This is a genomic window from Pseudomonas sp. FBCC-B1565, from assembly GCF_059133265.1.
The window spans coordinates 1,585,968-1,602,621 of record NZ_CP101438.1; the positions used below are offsets into that span (position 1 = coordinate 1,585,968).

The 16,654-nt window shown below is 60.2% G+C and carries 16 protein-coding genes; 12 read left to right on the forward strand and 4 right to left on the reverse strand.

The window, feature by feature from the left end:
* The first annotated feature begins 242 nt into the window (after positions 1-242).
* The 9 genes from NL123_RS07595 to NL123_RS07635 all read left to right on the forward strand — a co-directional run bounded on the left by NL123_RS07595 (position 243) and on the right by NL123_RS07635 (position 7,772).
* The gene (locus NL123_RS07595; RefSeq protein ID WP_015885400.1) at positions 243-1,682 is read left to right on the forward strand and encodes an aminotransferase-like domain-containing protein; all 1,440 of its coding nucleotides are present in this window, start codon (positions 243-245) and stop codon (positions 1,680-1,682) included.
* A 104-nt stretch (positions 1,683-1,786) separates the two neighbouring features.
* Complete coding sequence (locus NL123_RS07600) at positions 1,787-2,248, forward strand: translation initiation factor 2 (RefSeq protein ID WP_494357518.1); 462 nt, start codon at positions 1,787-1,789, stop codon at positions 2,246-2,248.
* 162 nt (positions 2,249-2,410) lie between these two features.
* The gene (locus NL123_RS07605) at positions 2,411-2,665 is read left to right on the forward strand and encodes a YkgJ family cysteine cluster protein (protein WP_071491547.1); all 255 of its coding nucleotides are present in this window, start codon (positions 2,411-2,413) and stop codon (positions 2,663-2,665) included.
* A gap of 41 nt (positions 2,666-2,706) precedes the next feature.
* A complete protein-coding gene (locus NL123_RS07610; protein WP_248483735.1) occupies positions 2,707-3,312 on the forward strand; it encodes an START domain-containing protein in 606 nt (201 codons plus the stop codon).
* 103 nt (positions 3,313-3,415) lie between these two features.
* Positions 3,416-3,652: a hypothetical protein gene (locus NL123_RS07615; RefSeq protein WP_494357519.1), complete on the forward strand. Its 237-nt coding sequence runs from the start codon at positions 3,416-3,418 to the stop codon at positions 3,650-3,652.
* Positions 3,653-3,864: 212 nt separating this feature from the next.
* Positions 3,865-4,206 carry a ribonuclease E inhibitor RraB gene (locus NL123_RS07620; protein WP_058427416.1) on the forward strand — a complete coding sequence of 114 codons (342 nt, stop codon included), beginning with the start codon at positions 3,865-3,867 and terminating at the stop codon, positions 4,204-4,206.
* A 401-nt stretch (positions 4,207-4,607) separates the two neighbouring features.
* Positions 4,608-6,017 carry a circularly permuted type 2 ATP-grasp protein gene (locus NL123_RS07625; protein WP_494357520.1) on the forward strand — a complete coding sequence of 470 codons (1,410 nt, stop codon included), beginning with the start codon at positions 4,608-4,610 and terminating at the stop codon, positions 6,015-6,017.
* Between the two features lie 4 nt (positions 6,018-6,021).
* Positions 6,022-6,972 (forward strand): alpha-E domain-containing protein, encoded by a 951-nt coding sequence (locus NL123_RS07630; RefSeq protein ID WP_058427414.1) that lies wholly within the window; start codon positions 6,022-6,024, stop codon positions 6,970-6,972.
* The gene (locus NL123_RS07635; RefSeq protein WP_248483731.1) at positions 6,969-7,772 is read left to right on the forward strand and encodes a transglutaminase family protein; all 804 of its coding nucleotides are present in this window, start codon (positions 6,969-6,971) and stop codon (positions 7,770-7,772) included. Before NL123_RS07630 ends, NL123_RS07635 begins: the two co-directional genes overlap by 4 nt.
* A 251-nt stretch (positions 7,773-8,023) precedes the next feature.
* On the opposite strand, the gene NL123_RS07640 is transcribed toward NL123_RS07635, so the two are convergent.
* A complete protein-coding gene (locus tag NL123_RS07640) occupies positions 8,024-8,830 on the reverse strand; it encodes a c-type cytochrome (protein WP_248483728.1) in 807 nt (268 codons plus the stop codon).
* Positions 8,831-9,476: 646 nt separating this feature from the next.
* On the opposite strand from NL123_RS07640, the gene NL123_RS07645 reads away from it, so the two are divergent.
* The 3 genes from NL123_RS07645 to NL123_RS07655 all read left to right on the forward strand — a co-directional run bounded on the left by NL123_RS07645 (position 9,477) and on the right by NL123_RS07655 (position 13,655).
* On the forward strand, positions 9,477-10,682 hold the full coding sequence (locus tag NL123_RS07645) for an acetyl-CoA C-acetyltransferase (RefSeq protein WP_494357521.1): 1,206 nt from the start codon (positions 9,477-9,479) through the stop codon (positions 10,680-10,682).
* Positions 10,683-10,698: 16 nt separating this feature from the next.
* A complete protein-coding gene (locus NL123_RS07650) occupies positions 10,699-12,846 on the forward strand; it encodes a 3-hydroxyacyl-CoA dehydrogenase NAD-binding domain-containing protein (RefSeq protein WP_494357522.1) in 2,148 nt (715 codons plus the stop codon).
* Between the two features lie 83 nt (positions 12,847-12,929).
* Positions 12,930-13,655 (forward strand): amidotransferase, encoded by a 726-nt coding sequence (locus NL123_RS07655; RefSeq protein ID WP_248483721.1) that lies wholly within the window; start codon positions 12,930-12,932, stop codon positions 13,653-13,655.
* Here the strand turns inward: NL123_RS07655 and NL123_RS07660 are convergent.
* The 3 genes from NL123_RS07660 to NL123_RS07670 all read right to left on the reverse strand — a co-directional run bounded on the left by NL123_RS07660 (position 13,652) and on the right by NL123_RS07670 (position 16,383).
* On the reverse strand, positions 13,652-14,623 hold the full coding sequence (locus tag NL123_RS07660; RefSeq protein ID WP_071493921.1) for a magnesium and cobalt transport protein CorA: 972 nt from the start codon (positions 14,621-14,623) through the stop codon (positions 13,652-13,654). The two genes, NL123_RS07655 and NL123_RS07660, sit on opposite strands and share 4 nt — an antisense overlap.
* 132 nt (positions 14,624-14,755) lie before the next feature.
* The gene (locus tag NL123_RS07665; protein ID WP_248483717.1) at positions 14,756-15,478 is read right to left on the reverse strand and encodes a lysophospholipid acyltransferase family protein; all 723 of its coding nucleotides are present in this window, start codon (positions 15,476-15,478) and stop codon (positions 14,756-14,758) included.
* A gap of 212 nt (positions 15,479-15,690) precedes the next feature.
* Entirely contained in the window at positions 15,691-16,383 is a 693-nt protein-coding gene (locus NL123_RS07670) for a crotonase/enoyl-CoA hydratase family protein (protein ID WP_071493919.1), read from the reverse strand.
* Between the last annotated feature and the right edge of the window lie 271 nt (positions 16,384-16,654).

The following is a 16,654-nucleotide window of genomic DNA, read 5'->3' on the forward strand; positions in this document are numbered from 1 at the left end:
GAGCAGCTCTGAATGCGGGAGGGGGCTTGCCCCCGATAGCGGTGCATCAGTCAGCAAATCTGTCGCTGACCCACCGTCATCGGGGGCAAGCCCCCTCCCACATTTTTTGGTGTGCACCCTCACAGTTTTACTGTCACTCCAACGCGCGCTCGACTATTGTGGCAACTGTCCCCGTACACTTCTAAACTGTGCCGGTATGTTTCACACAAAAATAAAATACCCGTGAAATCGAGTGCTGCGTCATGACCAATCTGTTGCTTTACCAACGTATCGCCCAGCAACTGGCTGAGGATATCCGTCGCGGTGTCTATCAACCGGGCGAGCGCGTGCCTTCGGTGCGCAAGATGAGCTCACAGCTGAACGTCAGCCACGCCACGGTGTTGCAGGCCTACGCCAACCTGGAAGACCAGGGGCTGATCCGGGCGCGGCCACAGTCCGGCTATTACGTGCACCAGACGCCAGCACTCACGGCGCCGACGCCGGACATTGCACGGGTCGAGCGCCCCGGGTTGGTCACCCGCAGCAGTATCATTCAACAAGTCTTGGGCGAATCGCGCCGCGAAGGTGTGTTCCCGTTGGGCGCCGCAGTGCCGAGCGTGGACTACTTGCCGGTACGCGCCCTGCACCAGCAACTGGCCAAGGTCACACGCTTCCAGAGCCCGCGTGCGTTCAGCTACATGTTCAGCCCCGGTTTCGAACCGCTGCGCCGCCAGGTGGCGATCCGCATGCGCGATGCGGGCGTGGTGGTGGACCCGTCCGAAGTTGTGATCACCCACGGTTGTGTCGATGCGTTGCAGATGTCGTTGCGGGTGCTGACGCGGCCTGGCGACCTGATTGCCGCTGAGTCGCCAACCTATTACGGGTTGCTGCAACTCGCCGATCTGTTGGGCCTCAAGGTCATCGAGATTCCCAGCGACCCGTCCACCGGCATGAGCCTGGAAGCCCTGCAACTGGCGGCCAACCAATGGTCGATCAAGGCCCTGGTGCTGACCACGCGCCTGAGCAACCCGCTGGGCGGCACCATGCCTGAGGAACGGCAGAAACAGTTACTGCGCCTGGCCTCGGACTTCGACATCCAGATTGTCGAGGACGATATCTACGGCGAGCTGATGTTCGAACTGGGCCGCACCAAGGCGCTGAAAGCCTATGACCGCCTGGATCGGGTCATCTATTGCTCCAGCTTTTCCAAGACGCTGTCCCCCGGTGTGCGCATTGGCTGGATGATCGCCGGCAAATACCAGCAGGAGATCCAGCGCCTGCAGATGTTCAGCACCCACTCCGCGTGCAGTGTCACGCAGATGGGCGTTGCCGCTTACCTAGAGAATGGCGGCTACGACCGCCACCTGCGCTACATTCGCCAGGAATACCGCAAGAACCTCAGCGCCTTTCAACTGGCGGTGCAGCAGTATTTCCCGGAAGGCACCCAGATGACCCGTCCGACGGGCGGCTTCATCCTGTGGGTCAGTTTGCCTGGAAGGGTCAATACCCAGGAACTGCACGTGCGCGCACTGCAACAGGGCATCAGTATTGCGCCGGGGCTGATCTTCAGTAATACGGAGCAGTTCAACCACTGTATTCGCCTGAACTGCGGTACCCCGTGGAACCGCGAGGCAGAGCGGGCGCTGATGACGTTGGGGATGCTGGCGAGCCAGTTATGCCAGGAAACAGCAGCAGGATTATGACGCTCAGAAAGGGGACAAATCCTCTAGCACACTAATCACTGTGCTTGTCATGCCGCGCACAACAAGCGAGCATATGGCCCTCTGCCGTTAATGCTGTAGGCGATATGACCTGTATTTTTCGCGCTGTTCTGGTAATTGGCCTGTTAAGCCTGTGCAACGTCGGCACAGTGCTGGCGGCAGCTCCTGTGAGTGAAACCAAGCCCTCCGCGAAAAAAACGGCTCCCGTTAAAAAAGCCCCAGCGGTGAAGAAACCCACCGCTGCCGCCAAAAAACGTGCAGCCAGCAAGTCCAAGGCATCCCGCGAAGTGACGCAGACACAATTGCCACCGGCACAGTTGGACCTGTCCCTGCCGTCGGACATGGTCAGGCACTTGCAGCCTATCGGTACCATGCCCAAACCCAAAAGTGTGCCCTTGCTGCCGCCGATGTTCGGTGAGAAACCCACCGACAACAGCGCCTTCCAGATCAACGGCCGCCTGCTCAGCAATGAAATGAAGCTGCAATTGCGCAACGAAGAACGGCGCGAAGTCGAAGGCGCCGCGGTGGAGTTCGAGTTCAAGCAGTAAACTTTTCCCGCAAACGTGACGCGTGCCCTCGACCATCTGTCGCAGACTGGTCAGTCACTTTTGTTTTCTGCGAAAAACCCCTGTTAACCCATTTTAAAACGGCTGTTTTAGGGCGTACTCTAGCCCGGCCATCCACATTGAGTCGTCGAGGACCTGCTGGTCATGAATTGCCGTGAAGGCTGTGGCGCTTGCTGCATCGCCCCCTCCATCAGTTCGCCATTACCGGGCATGCCACAGGGCAAACCGGCGGGCGAACGCTGCCTGCACCTATCGGTCGAACAGCTATGCCTGCTGTTCGGCCAGCCGGAGCGACCGGCGGTGTGCAGTGATTTCAAGGCGGATCTCGAGGTCTGCGGCACCGACCAGGCCGATGCGATCCGCTTGATCGGCTGGTGGGAGCAGATGACGGCGGCTTGATGGGCTTTACTATCGGAACTTCAACAATAAGGAATACAACAATGGGTTCGCTGAAACGAATGGCTGTGTTGTGCGGTTTTACGGTGTTGTTTGCTGCCACTGCCCAGGCTGAGGATTGGCAAGTCGCCAAGGACGAAGACGGTATCAAGGTGTCCCTGAGCGAAATTGCCGGCTCCAAGTACAAGGCGTATCGCGGGGTGACCACGATCAAGGCACCGGTGGCGAAGATCGTCGCGTTGCAGGAAGACGTAGTCGGTGCGTGCAAGTGGATTCATGAGTGCAAATTGCAGAAGCTGCTGAAACATGAGGGTGACGTCAGCTATACCTACACCCAGTTCAATGCGCCGTTCCCCGTCAGTAATCGTGATTCGATCCTGAAAATCACCACTGCCAAGGGTGCCGATGGCAGTGTCACTCGGACCTTGCTGGAGGTTCCTACTTATCAGCCGGAAGAAAAAGGCTTCGTACGCGTAGCCCAGGTTGAAGGCTTCTGGAAACTGGTCCCCAAAGGCGACAACCTGACCGAAGTCACCTACCAGGTGCATACCGAGCCAGGCGGCAGCGTGCCCTCGTGGCTGGCCAACAAGTTCGTGGTGGACGCTCCGTTCAACACCTTGAAAGCCTTGAAGCAACACGCGGAAAAATAACTGCAGCTGATCCGGTGCCTCCGGCCTTGAGTGGAACGTTTGTCCAGCGCTCAAGGTCCAGATATGTGTAAGCCCACACATGGGTTTTATCGAGGAGGCACCGATGCAAACGTGGCAAATTACCTTCGTTGATGATCACGGCGTGCAGACCGTGGAGCAGTTCACCTGCGAACACAAGCCCAGCCTCGAAGACGCTGCGCACATGATTCGCAACAAGCTGGTGCCCGTCGCCGCCGAACTGGACCTCAATGACCTGGAGGGCCGCAAGCCCGAGCCGACGGTCAAGATCCTCAAAGACCAGAACAGTATCCAGATCCTCGACATCTCTCCCGCCGCCTGAACATTTCCTGTAGTCCATCCAAGCGCCTCTGGTGGAGGTGATAGCTTCGCGCTACTCTGCAAACGAGATCAGCGAATGAATCGCTAGTTCTGGTCTTGTCAGCTACATGCTTGTTTTCCAGCGGTGATGTTGTTGCCGTAGTCCCCACGCCATTGCGGCGTGGGCTTCGGGAAGCACGGAAAGTCTATCCATCAATTTGAGGAGCACTTTTCATGAGCACAGCCTATCAAGAAGACATCAGCACCAATGTTCTGCGCCGCATGAAAGAAGGCGGCTTCGACTTCTCGCGTTTTCACCCCATCGAGTTCTACGCCATTTTCCCGGATGAGGAACGGGCGCGCAGGGCTGCCGGTGAGTTTCGCGGGGAATCCCTGAATGCCCAGGTGAGTGCGCGCGACGATGGCGCCTGGTACCTGGAACTGAGCAAAGTCATGTTTGCGACCTACGACGGCATAGGAGATTTCGAGCAAGACTTCGGGGCGGTGGTCGAGCCGCTGGGCGGGATCATCGAAGGATGGGGCGTGAAGCAGGAGGTGCGTGGGTTACCCATGTAGCGGCAGTTTATGAGCAACACAGCGTATCGGCTGGCCTTTGGGTCGGCCGATTTTGTTTGTGCGGTGGGAAAATAACTCGGAACTTGCGCGCTATTTTTACGCACCAAAAAAAAGGCCACCCATACGGGTGGCCTAAAGGGAAGAGCGGAGCGCTGAAGGCAGTTCAGCAGATGGGGCCGATTATCCGTAGCCTGCGCCGGGCAGTGAAATCAACTCTGACTATGCTGTTGATAGTCAAAGCCCGCATTGCGATGAAGCGTGGGGCAGTGCACTGGGCATTCTGCGCACCAGGACGGTGCGAGCAGATTGCGTGGTTAATTCAACTCACTGATTTTTAAGTGTTTATGCCGCTGGCACGGGCCTTGCGATGGTTCTTGCGCCCGGGTGACAAGGAGTTCGGCATGATCCGCACTTATTACGATGAAATGTACGATGGGGCAGGCCTGGTCCGACCGCATTACCGCGAGTTCGCCCGCTGGCTGGCCGAAACCCCGCCTGAATTGCTGGCTCAACGCCGGCGCGAAGCCGATTTGCTGTTTCACCGCGCCGGGATCACCTTCACCCTCTACGGGGATGAGCAGGGCACCGAGCGCCTGATTCCCTTCGATACCATCCCGCGCAGTATTCCCGCCAGCGAATGGCGGGTTGTCGAGCGTGGCTGTATCCAGCGGGTCAAGGCGCTGAACATGTTTCTCGCCGACCTGTATCACGAGCAGCGCATCATCAAGGCAGGGATCATTCCGGCCGAACAGGTGCTGGCCAACGAGCAATACCAACTGGCGATGCAGGGCCTGGACCTGCACCGTGACCTGTATTCCCACATCTCCGGCGTCGACCTCGTACGCGATGGCGACGGCACGTACTACGTGCTCGAAGACAACCTGCGTACGCCCAGCGGCGTCAGCTATATGCTCGAAGACCGCAAGATGATGATGCGCCTGTTCCCCGAACTGTTCGCTGCCCAGCGCATCGCGCCCATCGATCACTATCCCAACCTGCTGCTCGACACGCTGAAAAGCTCAAGCCCCCTGGATAACCCCAGCGTGGTGGTATTGACGCCGGGCCGCTTTAACAGCGCGTTCTTCGAGCATGCCTTTCTCGCCCGCGAGATGGGCGTGGAACTGGTGGAAGGCGCCGACCTGTTCGTACGCGATGACCGCGTTTTCATGCGCACCACCGATGGGCCCAAGGCCGTGGACGTGATCTACCGTCGTCTCGACGATGCGTTTCTCGATCCCCTGGCCTTCAACCCGGACTCCATGCTCGGCGTGCCCGGCCTGCTCGCGGCTTATCGCTGCGGCAATGTGGTGCTGGCCAATGCCATCGGCACCGGCGTGGCGGATGACAAGTCGGTGTACCCCTTCGTCACCGAGATGATCCGTTTTTACCTGGATGAAGAACCGATCCTGAAGAATGTTCCGACCTTCCAGTGTCGTAAACCGGACGAGCTATCCCACGTACTCGCCAACCTGCCCGACCTGGTGGTGAAGGAAACCCAGGGCTCCGGCGGCTACGGCATGTTGGTAGGCCCGGCGTCCACGGCAGCGGAAATCGAAGCCTTCCGAGCGCGGATCAAGGCCAAGCCCCACGCCTATATCGCCCAGCCGACCCTGTGTTTATCCACCTGCCCGACCTTTGTCGAAAACGGCATTGCGCCGCGCCATATCGACCTGCGCCCGTTTGTGTTGTCCGGCAAGGAGACCCGTGTAGTGCCCGGCGGCCTGACCCGCGTGGCCTTGCGCGAAGGTTCGCTGGTGGTGAACTCGTCCCAGGGCGGCGGCACCAAAGACACTTGGGTGGTCGAGGACTGATGCCATGTTGAGTAGAACTGCCTCGGATCTGTACTGGATGTCGCGCTACCTGGAGCGTGCGGAAAACCTCGCACGCATGCTCGACGTCAGCTATTCGCTGTCACTGATGCCCCAGGATGGGCGCGGCGACGGCCTGCATGAACTGGCCATGCCGCTATTGATTACCGGCACCCTGGACGATTACCACGAACGTCACGGCGAACTGCACGCCGAACGCCTGTTGCACTTTTTTGCGCTGGACGCGGCCAACCCGGCCAGCATCTACAGTTGTCTCGGCGCCGCGCGGGCCAGCGCCCATGCGGTGCGTGGGCGAATTACCGCGGATATGTGGGAAAACATCAACGCCACCTGGCTGGATATTCGCGATATCGCCCAGCAGGGCCTCAGCCGTTATGGCATGAGCCGGTTCTGTGAGTGGGTCAAGGAGCGCTCCCATCTGTTCCGGGGTGCCACTTACGGCACCATCATGCGCAACGATGCTTTCCGATTTATCCGCCTGGGCACTTTTATCGAACGGGCCGACAACACGCTGCGCCTGCTGGACGCCCGCTATGAGATGGCCGGTGACCGCGCCGAGGCTGTCACCGATGGCACGGCCCACGCCTACTATCAATGGAGCGCCTTGCTGCGTGCCTTGTCGTCGTTCGAGGCCTACACCGAGATCTATCGCGATGCGCCCGGCGCACGGCAAGTCGCCGAGTTGCTGCTGTTGCGCGCCGATGTGCCACGCTCACTGCGGGCCTGCAGTGAAGAGATCGACCAGATACTCGCCAGCCTGCCTGGCATCAACGGCCGCCCGGCCCAGCGCCTGGCCGCCGAGATGGATGCGCGCCTGCGCTTTACCGCCATCGATGAAATCCTTGAGGAAGGCCTGCACGCCTGGCTGACCGACTTTATTCCTTTGGTCCGCCAGTTGGGCGACGCCATCTACAGTTCCTACCTGGAGGCGGCATGAGACTCTCCATCAGCCACGAAACCACCTACCACTATGAAGACCAGGTGCGCGCCAGCATCCAATACTTGCGCCTCACGCCCCATGACAGCGAGCGCCAGCATGTACTCAGTTGGCAACTTGACCTGCCACGCCCGGTGCGTGCCCAGGTGGACCCGTTCGGCAACATCCTGCATGTGTTGACCCTGGACGAGCCCCACGACGCCATCATCATTGGCGCGCGTGGCCAGGTGGACATCGACGAGTTGCGCGAGGCCGAGCATGAGAGCCAATCGGCGTTCCCGTTCCTGCGCTGCACGCGCCTGACCGAACCCGATGAAGCCCTGCGTGGTTTTGCCGAACAGCACTGCCATCAACGGCGCGACCGTACGGCATTGATCGACCTGATGCAGGCACTTAACCAGGCGATGGTCTACACGCCCGGCGCGACCGAGGTCGACACCTGCGCCGCCCAGGCCTTCGCCGGCCGTGCGGGCGTGTGCCAGGACCACACCCACGCGTTCCTGGCCTGTGCGCGTAGCCTGGGCATTCCTGCGCGGTATGTGTCGGGGTATTTGTACACCGAGGACAGCACGCACCTGGCCAGCCACGCCTGGGCCGAAGCCTGGCTGGATGACGCCTGGTACAGCTTTGACGTGACCAACCAGTTGGCCCGCCCGGAGCGGCACTTGAAGCTGGCGGTGGGGCTGGATTACCTAGACGCTTGCCCGGTGCGCGGCATGCGCCGGGGCGGGGGGCACGAGCAGATGCATGCGAAGGTGTTCGTGGCGCCGACGCCGGTGATTTCCGTCCAGCAGCAATGATTCGGTTGCGGCGAGCGGGGTGTTGTGGCTGGCGGACTTGTTGTGGTGAGCAGATTTGTTGTGGTGAGCAGATTTGCTGTGGTGAGCGGGCTTGCCCCGCGTTGGGCTGCGCAGCAGCCCCAAAACCAGGAACCGAAGAAACTCCTGACACACCGCATTCTGCTTGATCAGGGCTGCTGCGCAGCCCAACGCGGGGCAAGCCCGCTCACCACAGCAAGCCCGCTCACCACAACGCGTTCACCACCGGATGTTTAAGGTTGCTGTTTACGCCCGGCCATATGCTTCAAATACCCCACCAACAGATCCAGCTCACCGTCCGGCAACACGCTGGCCGCGAACGCCGGCATCTTCGCCTGTGGCCAACGCCGCAAACTCTGCGGGTCGCGGATATAGCGCTTGAGGAAATCACCGCCAAAATACTCGGTGGGGTTGTAGGGGATATTCAGGTCCGGTCCCACCTGGGCGTCTCCGGCGCCATTGATGCGGTGGCAGGCCAGGCAGTTTTTCTGGAACAGGGCAAAACCCTGGTTGATCGGGTCGTTGGCCGCCAGCTTCGGATCCGGCAACAACGCCGGAAAGCGCTCCGCTACCGTGTTCAACTGCTTGATCCCGGAGATCTGGAACGGCCACTGCTCAGGGCTGATAGCCCCGGCTTGCGGGTCGGTCCACACCAGGTAGAACGGCCCGGCACTGGGTTTGCCCTGCGCCAGTGCCGGCCAGGGTTGAGCAGGATCCTCCACCGCCAGCCAAGCACGTGCACCCTGTTGTTCCAGCAACGGCGCGGCGGTGAGTTCGGCGGCGAATCCATCCAGGGCAACCGCTTGCAGATGGCTCTCGGGTTTCAAACCCGGTAGGAGCACGGCCAGCGGCACTGCGCGATAACTCATGCTGCGCTTGTAGGAGACGTCATCGTCGATCTGCACCGTCTGCGCTTGCGGGTGCTTGAGCAAGTCGGCGGTCTGCCAGGTCTTGCGGGAGTGGTTGAGTTCGATGGTCAATTGGGCCGCCGCAGTGGGGAGGCTGATGAGCAAGGCGAGGAGGGCAAGGATGGCTTTCAAGAAAGGGCCCGGTGTCGAGTGGCGATGCTGCTCACGATACCGCAAATCTGCACGCAAAAAGACAGCCCCTGCCGGACCGCTATGCGCAATGTCCTGGCAGGCGCTGCCAAAAGCTGCAAACCCGGTGCTGTGAGTGCACGGAATGTGGGTGTGGAGGTGTCACCCAATAACCTTGGTCAAATTGGGCAAGATCAGAATCAGTGTGGTGGCGAAAAGAATGAGTCCCGCCTGACGTACTTTCGAATGTTTGAACATGGCTGACTGCCTTTTGTTGTTATTCCTGAGCGTCAAATGCGTGCCGGTCTTATTTCAGTATGGCGAGATGACGTGTCGCTTTTCTTACAGTTGCTCCAGCAAAACCCGGCAGCAACTTCTTACTGATTCAACCTTAGAGCCCTCGTTCTTCGCGGCTTAGACTCATTTCATATCAGCTAATCAGAATTTCAGCTTAAAAAGGCATGAGGCATATCGCCATCTTGGCGCCAATGCCTTGGCTAGACAGCTAAAACGATTAATCAGGTGATTACCTTAGGTGCCTACCGTTCGTCCGAGCGAGGGGGTCAAAAGCAATGAGCGCATCCGTCATTGAAACCGTGTCAATCGGGCCTAAGGTAGAGGCACACATGCACACTGGTTCGAGGACGTCATGACCCAAGCGTTGATCTTTGATGCGATACGCACCCCCCGTGGCAAAGGCAAGGCGGACGGTGCCCTGCACAGCGTCAAGCCGGTGAACCTGGTAGCCGGCCTGCTCACGGCGCTGGCCCTGCGCAGTGACTTGGACACCCACCAGGTGGACGACATCGTGCTCGGCTGCGTGACCCCGGTAGGCGACCAGGGCGCCGACATCGCCAAGACCGCCGCGCTGGTGGCGGACTGGGACATCAGCGTCGCCGGGGTCCAGGTCAACCGCTTCTGCGCGTCGGGCCTGGAAGCGGTCAACCTGGGGGCGATGAAAGTCCGCTCCGGCTTCGAGGATCTGGTGGTGGTCGGCGGCGTCGAGTCCATGTCCCGCGTGCCCATGGGCAGTGACGGTGGCGCCTGGGTGCTCGATCCGCAGACCAATATGCACAGTCACTTCACTCCACAGGGTATTGGCGCGGACCTGATCGCCACCCTGGAAGGTTTCACCCGCGAGGACGTCGACGCCTTTGCCCTGCATTCCCAGCAGAAAGCGGCGAGGGCGTGTGCAGACGGTTCCTTCAACAAGTCGCTGATCGCGGTGCAGGACCAGAATGGCATCGTGCTGCTGGACCATGACGAATTCATTCGCGGCGACTCCACCCTTGAAGGCCTCGGCAAGCTCAAGCCGAGTTTCGAAATGATCGGGCAGATGGGCTTCGATGCCACCGCGTTGCGTGTCTACAGCCACGTAGAGCGCATCCATCACGTACACACCCCCGGCAACAGTTCCGGCATCGTCGATGGCGCCGCGCTGATGTTGATCGGCTCCGAGGCCAAGGGGCGCGAGCTGGGCCTGCAACCCCGGGCGCGTATCGTCGCCACAGCGGTCACCAGCACCGACCCGACCATCATGCTCACCGGCCCCGCGCCCGCCACGCGCAAGGCCCTGGCCAAGGCCGGACTGCGCGTTGAAGACATCGACCTGTTCGAGGTCAACGAAGCGTTTGCCTCGGTGGTGCTCAAGTTCATCAAGGACATGGGCATCGACGCCGCACGCGTGAACGTCAACGGCGGCTCGATTGCCATGGGGCACCCGTTGGGCGCGACCGGCTGCGCGATCCTCGGCACCCTGCTCGACGAACTCGAAGTACGCCAGCAGCGCTATGGCCTGGCCACCCTGTGTGTCGGCGGTGGCATGGGCATCGCCACCATTATCGAACGCCTCTGAGCCCAAGGAACTTGTCATGACCCAAGCCATTCGTTACGAAAAAGGCCAGGACGGCATCGTGGTGCTGACCCTCGACATGCCCGGCCAGAGCGCCAACACCATGAACGCAGTGTACCGCGAGGCCATGGCGGCTACGGTGGAGCGCCTGGAGGCGGAAAGGGATAGCATCGCCGGCGTCGTCATTACCTCGGCGAAGAAGACGTTTTTCGCGGGTGGCGACCTCAATGAACTGATCAAGGTCGACAAGGCCCACGCCAAGGATTTCTACGACGGTGTACGGGTGTTGAAAGCGCAACTGCGGCGTCTGGAAACCCTCGGCAAGCCCGTGGTGGCCGCGATCAATGGCGCGGCGCTGGGGGGCGGCTGGGAGATTTGCCTGGCGTGCCATTACCGCGTTGCGCTGGACGACAAGTCGGTGCAGTTGGGCTTGCCGGAAGTCACCCTGGGCCTGCTGCCGGGCGGCGGCGGGGTGGTGCGCATGGTGCGCATGCTCGGGCTGGAAAAGGCCTTGCCGTATTTGCTCGAAGGCAAGAAAGTGCGGCCGCAACAGGCGCTGCAAGCCGGCTTGATCAACGAGCTGGCGGCGGATCGCGATGAGTTGCTGGCCAAATCCCGAGCCTGGATCCTGGCCAATCCGGACGCCAGGCAACCGTGGGACAACAAGGCCTACCAGATTCCGGGCGGTACACCATCGAACCCAAAAGTGGCGCAGATGCTGGCCATTGCGCCGTCGATTTTGCGCAGTAAAACTAACGGCTGTTTCCCCGCGCCGGAGAAAATTCTCTGTGCGGCCGTCGAAGGCGCCCAGGTGGACTTCGACACCGCGCACCTGATCGAAACCCGTTACTTCACCGAGCTGGTGACGGGGCAGGTCGCAAAAAACATGATCGGCACCTTCTGGTTCCAGCTCAACGAGATCAACGCCGGCAGTTCGCGGCCGCAAGGGTTTACACCGTATGTCACGCGCAAAGTCGGTGTGCTGGGCGCCGGGATGATGGGGGCGGGCATTGCCTATGTCAGCGCCAGCGCCGGTATCGAGGTGGTGCTCAAGGACATCAACCTGGCGGCCGCCGAGAAGGGCAAGGCGCATTCGGCGGTGCTGCTGGACAAGAAGGTCAGCCGTGGGCAATTGACCGCCGAGCAGCAGGAAACCGTCTTGGCGCGGATTCGTCCTACGGCATCCGATGCTGATCTGGCAGGCTGCGACCTGATCATCGAGGCGGTGTTCGAAGACCGCGAACTCAAGGCCAAGGTCTCGGCCGCTGCGCAAAGGGTGGTCGGCGCCGACGCTGTGATCGCCTCCAATACCTCCACCTTGCCCATCAGCGGCCTGGCCACGGCAGTGCCGGATCAAGCCAAGTTCATCGGCCTGCACTTTTTCAGCCCGGTGGACAAGATGCCGCTGGTGGAAATCATCAAGGGCGCGCGCACCAGTGACGAGACCCTGGCCCGTGGTTTCGATTTTGTCCTGCAAATCAAGAAAACCCCGATCGTGGTCAACGACAGTCGTGGCTTCTTCACATCACGCGTGTTCGGCACCTTCACCAACGAAGGCATCGCCATGCTCGGCGAAGGCGTGGCCGCGCCGATGATCGAGACCGAAGCCCGCAAGGCCGGCATGCCGGTGGGCCCGCTGGCGGTGTCTGACGAAGTGTCCCTCAGCCTGATGAGCCATATCCGACAGCAGACGGCCAAGGATCTGCAGGCGGAAGGCAAGGCGCTGCCTACGCACCCGGCGACAGCGGTGATCGATCTGTTGGTCAACGAATACAAGCGCGCGGGCAAGGCGGCGGGAGGCGGTTTCTATGAGTACCCCAGCGGCGGGCAAAAGTACCTGTGGCCGGAGTTGAAAAGCCGCTTTGAGCGACCTGATCAGCGCATCTCGCCGCAGGATGTACGCGACCGCCTGCTGTTTATCCAGGCGATCGAGACGGTGCGCTGTTTGGAAGAGGGGGTGTTGATGTCTACGGCGGACGCGAACGTGGGATCTATTTTCGGCATTGGCTTTGCGGCCTGGAGCGGCGGCGCGTTGCAGTTCATCAACCAATATGGGCTGAACGACTTTATCGCCCGCGCTCGCTACCTGGCTGAACAGTATGGCGAACGTTTCACGCCGCCGGGGTTGTTGCTGGAGAAAGCGGCGCAGGGTGAAGTGTTCCGGTGAAGCTGGGGGGCTTGCCTTGAAGGGGTATTTCAAGGCAGGCTCTGGGGTGTGCAATATTCCCATCACCGTGTCAGGTATTTTTTATGTCGCTACGCGTCTGTATCCTGGAAACCGATATCCTGCGTCCAGGCTTGATCGATCAATACCAAGGGTACGGGCAGATGTTCAAGCGCCTGTTCGCCAAGCAGCCGATTCCCGCCGAGTTCGTGGTGTACAACGTGGTGAACGGTGAATACCCCTCGGACGACGAAGTGTTCGACGCGTACCTGGTCACCGGCAGCAAGGCCGACTCCTTCGGCACTGACCCATGGATCCAGACTCTCAAGACCTACCTGCTCGACCGTTACGAGCGTGGCGACAAGCTGCTCGGCATCTGCTTCGGTCATCAATTGCTGGCACTGTTGCTGGGCGGCAAGACCGAGCGCGCCGGCCAGGGCTGGGGCATGGGCATTCACGACTACCAGCTGGATGCCAAGGCCCCGTGGATGAGCCCTGAAGTACCGGAATTGACCCTATTGATCAGCCATCAGGACCAGGTGACCACGTTGCCGGAGAATGCCACCGTCATCGCCTCCAGCGCGTTTTGCCCGTTCGCGGCCTACCACATCGGTGACCAAGTGTTGTGCTTCCAGGGCCATCCGGAATTTGTCCATGATTATTCCCGCGAGTTGCTGGAGATTCTTCAGACAACCTTGGGCGAAAAGGTCTACACAAACGGCGTAGCCAGCCTTGAGCGCGACCACCACGGTGCAACCGTGGCGGAATGGATGATGCGGTTTGTGGCGCACAAGTCCGAAGCTCAGGTTTAAAGCCAACCCGACCGTTTGAAACTGGCCCACAATCCCGTGCAACCCGTCGCAATAAACCCGAGCACCGCAAAATAGCCGTAGTGCCATTGCAGCTCGGGCATGTTCTGGAAATTCATCCCGTAAATCCCCGCCACCGCGGTGGGGAATGCGAGGATCGCCGCCCATGCGGCGAACTTGCGCTGCACCACGCTCTGGCGCGAAGCCTCCAGTAACACACCGATTTCGATGGTCTGGCTGGCGATATCGCGCAGGGTGGTGAGGTCTTCCATCTGCCGCGTCACGTGAATCTGCACGTCACGAAAGTACGGGCGCATGTTCTTGTCGATGAACGGGAAGCTGAGCTTCTGCAGCTCCTGGCTGATCTCCACCATCGGTGCCACGTAACGCTTGAGCCGCAGCACATCGCGGCGCAAACCGTGGAGGTTCTGGATATCGCGCTCGCTCAACGAACTGCACAACACGTTGCGCTCCAGTTCATCGATCTCGGCGTGGATCGCTTCGCTCACCGGCTGGTAGTTCTCGGTGACGAAATCCAGCAGCGCATACAGTACGAAATCTTCCCCATGCTCCAGCAACAGCGGCCGCGCCTCACAACGCTGGCGCACAAAGCCGTAGGACGCCGAGTGCCCATTGCGGGCGGTGATGATGTAGCCGTTGCCGGCAAAAATATGGGTTTCGATAAACTCCAGCTTGCCGTTCTCGCGCACCGGTGAGTAGGTGACGATAAACAGCGCATCGCCGAAGGTTTCCAGCTTGGGGCGGCTGTGTTTTTCCAGGGCGTCTTCGATGGCCAGTTCATGCAGGTTGAACTGGCGTTGCAGGTTGGCCAGCTCCTGGGCGTTGGGTTCTTCCAGGCCGATCCACACAAAGTGGTCGGGTTTGGCGGCCCAGGCCGCGCCTTCATCGAGGGTGATATCCGAAACTTTCTTACCGGCGCTGTAGACGGCGGCCGCAACAACTCTACCCATGGTGCTGATCGCTTCTTATTGGGATGACAGGTGTTGGGCAGCTTAGCCTGAATGGCGTTCCGTCGTTGCATCGAGCATTTTGTGGTGAGCGAGCTTGCTCGCGCTGGGGGGCGAAGCGCCCCCCAGCAGTGTTCAGGCAGCCCGCAACTCGCGGTCCATCTCGTCAATACAGGCTTCCATCTGCGCATGACACGCCTGCATCAACGCCGGGATGTCATCCGAAGTCAGGCCAACGGTAGGAATCGGCGGCAACGACCGTATGAGCACACCCCCGCTGTTCCAGCGATTGAGCTGCATATGTGTCACGTAGTTACTGACACACACCTGCACAATCGGCACACCCGCCGCAATCGCCATATGGAACGCGCCCTTCTTGAACGGCAGCAACCCTTGGCCCAGGTTGCGCGTGCCCTCCGGAAACACCCAGATCGAAGTGTCTTCGTGCTGCAACGTGTGGGTGGTGGTAAGCATCGCCCGGCGTGCCTTGTGCGCATTGCCCCGGTCAATCAACACATTGCCCGCCAGCCAGAACAACTGGCCGAACAGCGGCACCCACTTCAGGCTTTTCTTGGCGATGCACACCGTGCGGTAGGGCACTACGGTGCCGAACACAAACAGGTCATAGTTGGACTGGTGGTTGGCGATGATCACGCAGGTGCCGGGCTTGTTGCGCAGCGAGTCCACATCGGCCTTCACGTTGAGCCGCAGGATCCACATGGCCGGCAGCGCGTACAGGCGTGCGCACAGGCGACTGTTGTCCGGGTTGAACGGCCGGCACACACCAACCAGCACGCCGAGCACGCCGGCAAGCATAAAGTGCAGGCCCATCAACAACATACGCAACAGGAAAAGCATCGACACGGCCCACCGGCACAAAAGGTGGCGCAGTGTACGGTTGTGCACTGTATTCGGCAATTACCCCGGTAGAGGTAGGAGATAGGCGATGTTTAAGCGCATGTTTCAACATCTGTCGATACGGGCAAGCTAGAGCGGCTGAAGATGATTCGGAATTGGTTGTAAGAAAAAGCCCGACTCAAGGTCGGGCTTTGGTACATCACGCGTAGGGCTTAACTCAGGATATGCCCCTGGTCCTGGATGATGGCGTCGTCCAAGGCTTCCAACAGTTCTTTACGGACTTTCAACTTGGTGTGCTTGTGGGCGTTCATGTTGAGCTTCTTCAACTGACGCGCCGCTTCCAGCGCCGCCGCGTGCAGCTCTTCCGGTGCCACCACTTTGTCGAGGAAGCCGGCTTGCAACGCGCCCTGCGGGTCAAACATCTCGGCATTGATCACCGAACGATGAAACGCCGACTTGCGCAGGCGATCCCGCGCCAACTCGATACCGGCGTGGTGCATGGTCATGCCAATCGCCACCTCGTTCAGGCCAATGCTGAACGGGCCATCCACCCCAATCCGATAGTCCGCCGACAACAGCAAAAAGGCGCCCTTGGCCACCGCGTGTCCTGGGCACGCCACAATCACTGGGAACGGGTGCGACAACAGGCGACGCGCCAACGTTGAACCGGACGTCACCAGACCGATGGCCTCTTTGGGGCCGGCGGTCATCACCTTCAAATCATAACCCCCCGACAAAATCCCCGGCGTGCCGGTGATCACCACCACCGCCCGGTCCTTCTCCGCCTGGTCCAGCGCTTCATTAAAGGCACTGACCACCGCCGGAGAAATGGCATTTACCTTGCCGTTGCTCAAGGTCAGGGTCGCGATACCGTCTTCGAGGTGGTAGGCAATCAACTCACTCATGACGCGGTTCCTTGTAGGACTTGTTATAGAAGAATGCAGCAGACGTTACCCACCACGCCCGCCCCGGTAAAGCGCTGTGACTGACTGGCCGGTCAGGCTTTTGCCCTGCACAGCGCATCGGAATGCCTGGCGCAGGGCGCAATCGCCGCCCCAGGCGTCTACCGCCGATGCCTGAGAATGGCACAATCACCGCCCGTTGCCGGGCGGTGAGCGGCATAACCGGCTAAGCGCATGAATATTCTGAAAAAAACCTTTGCCATCAGAAAGGCTT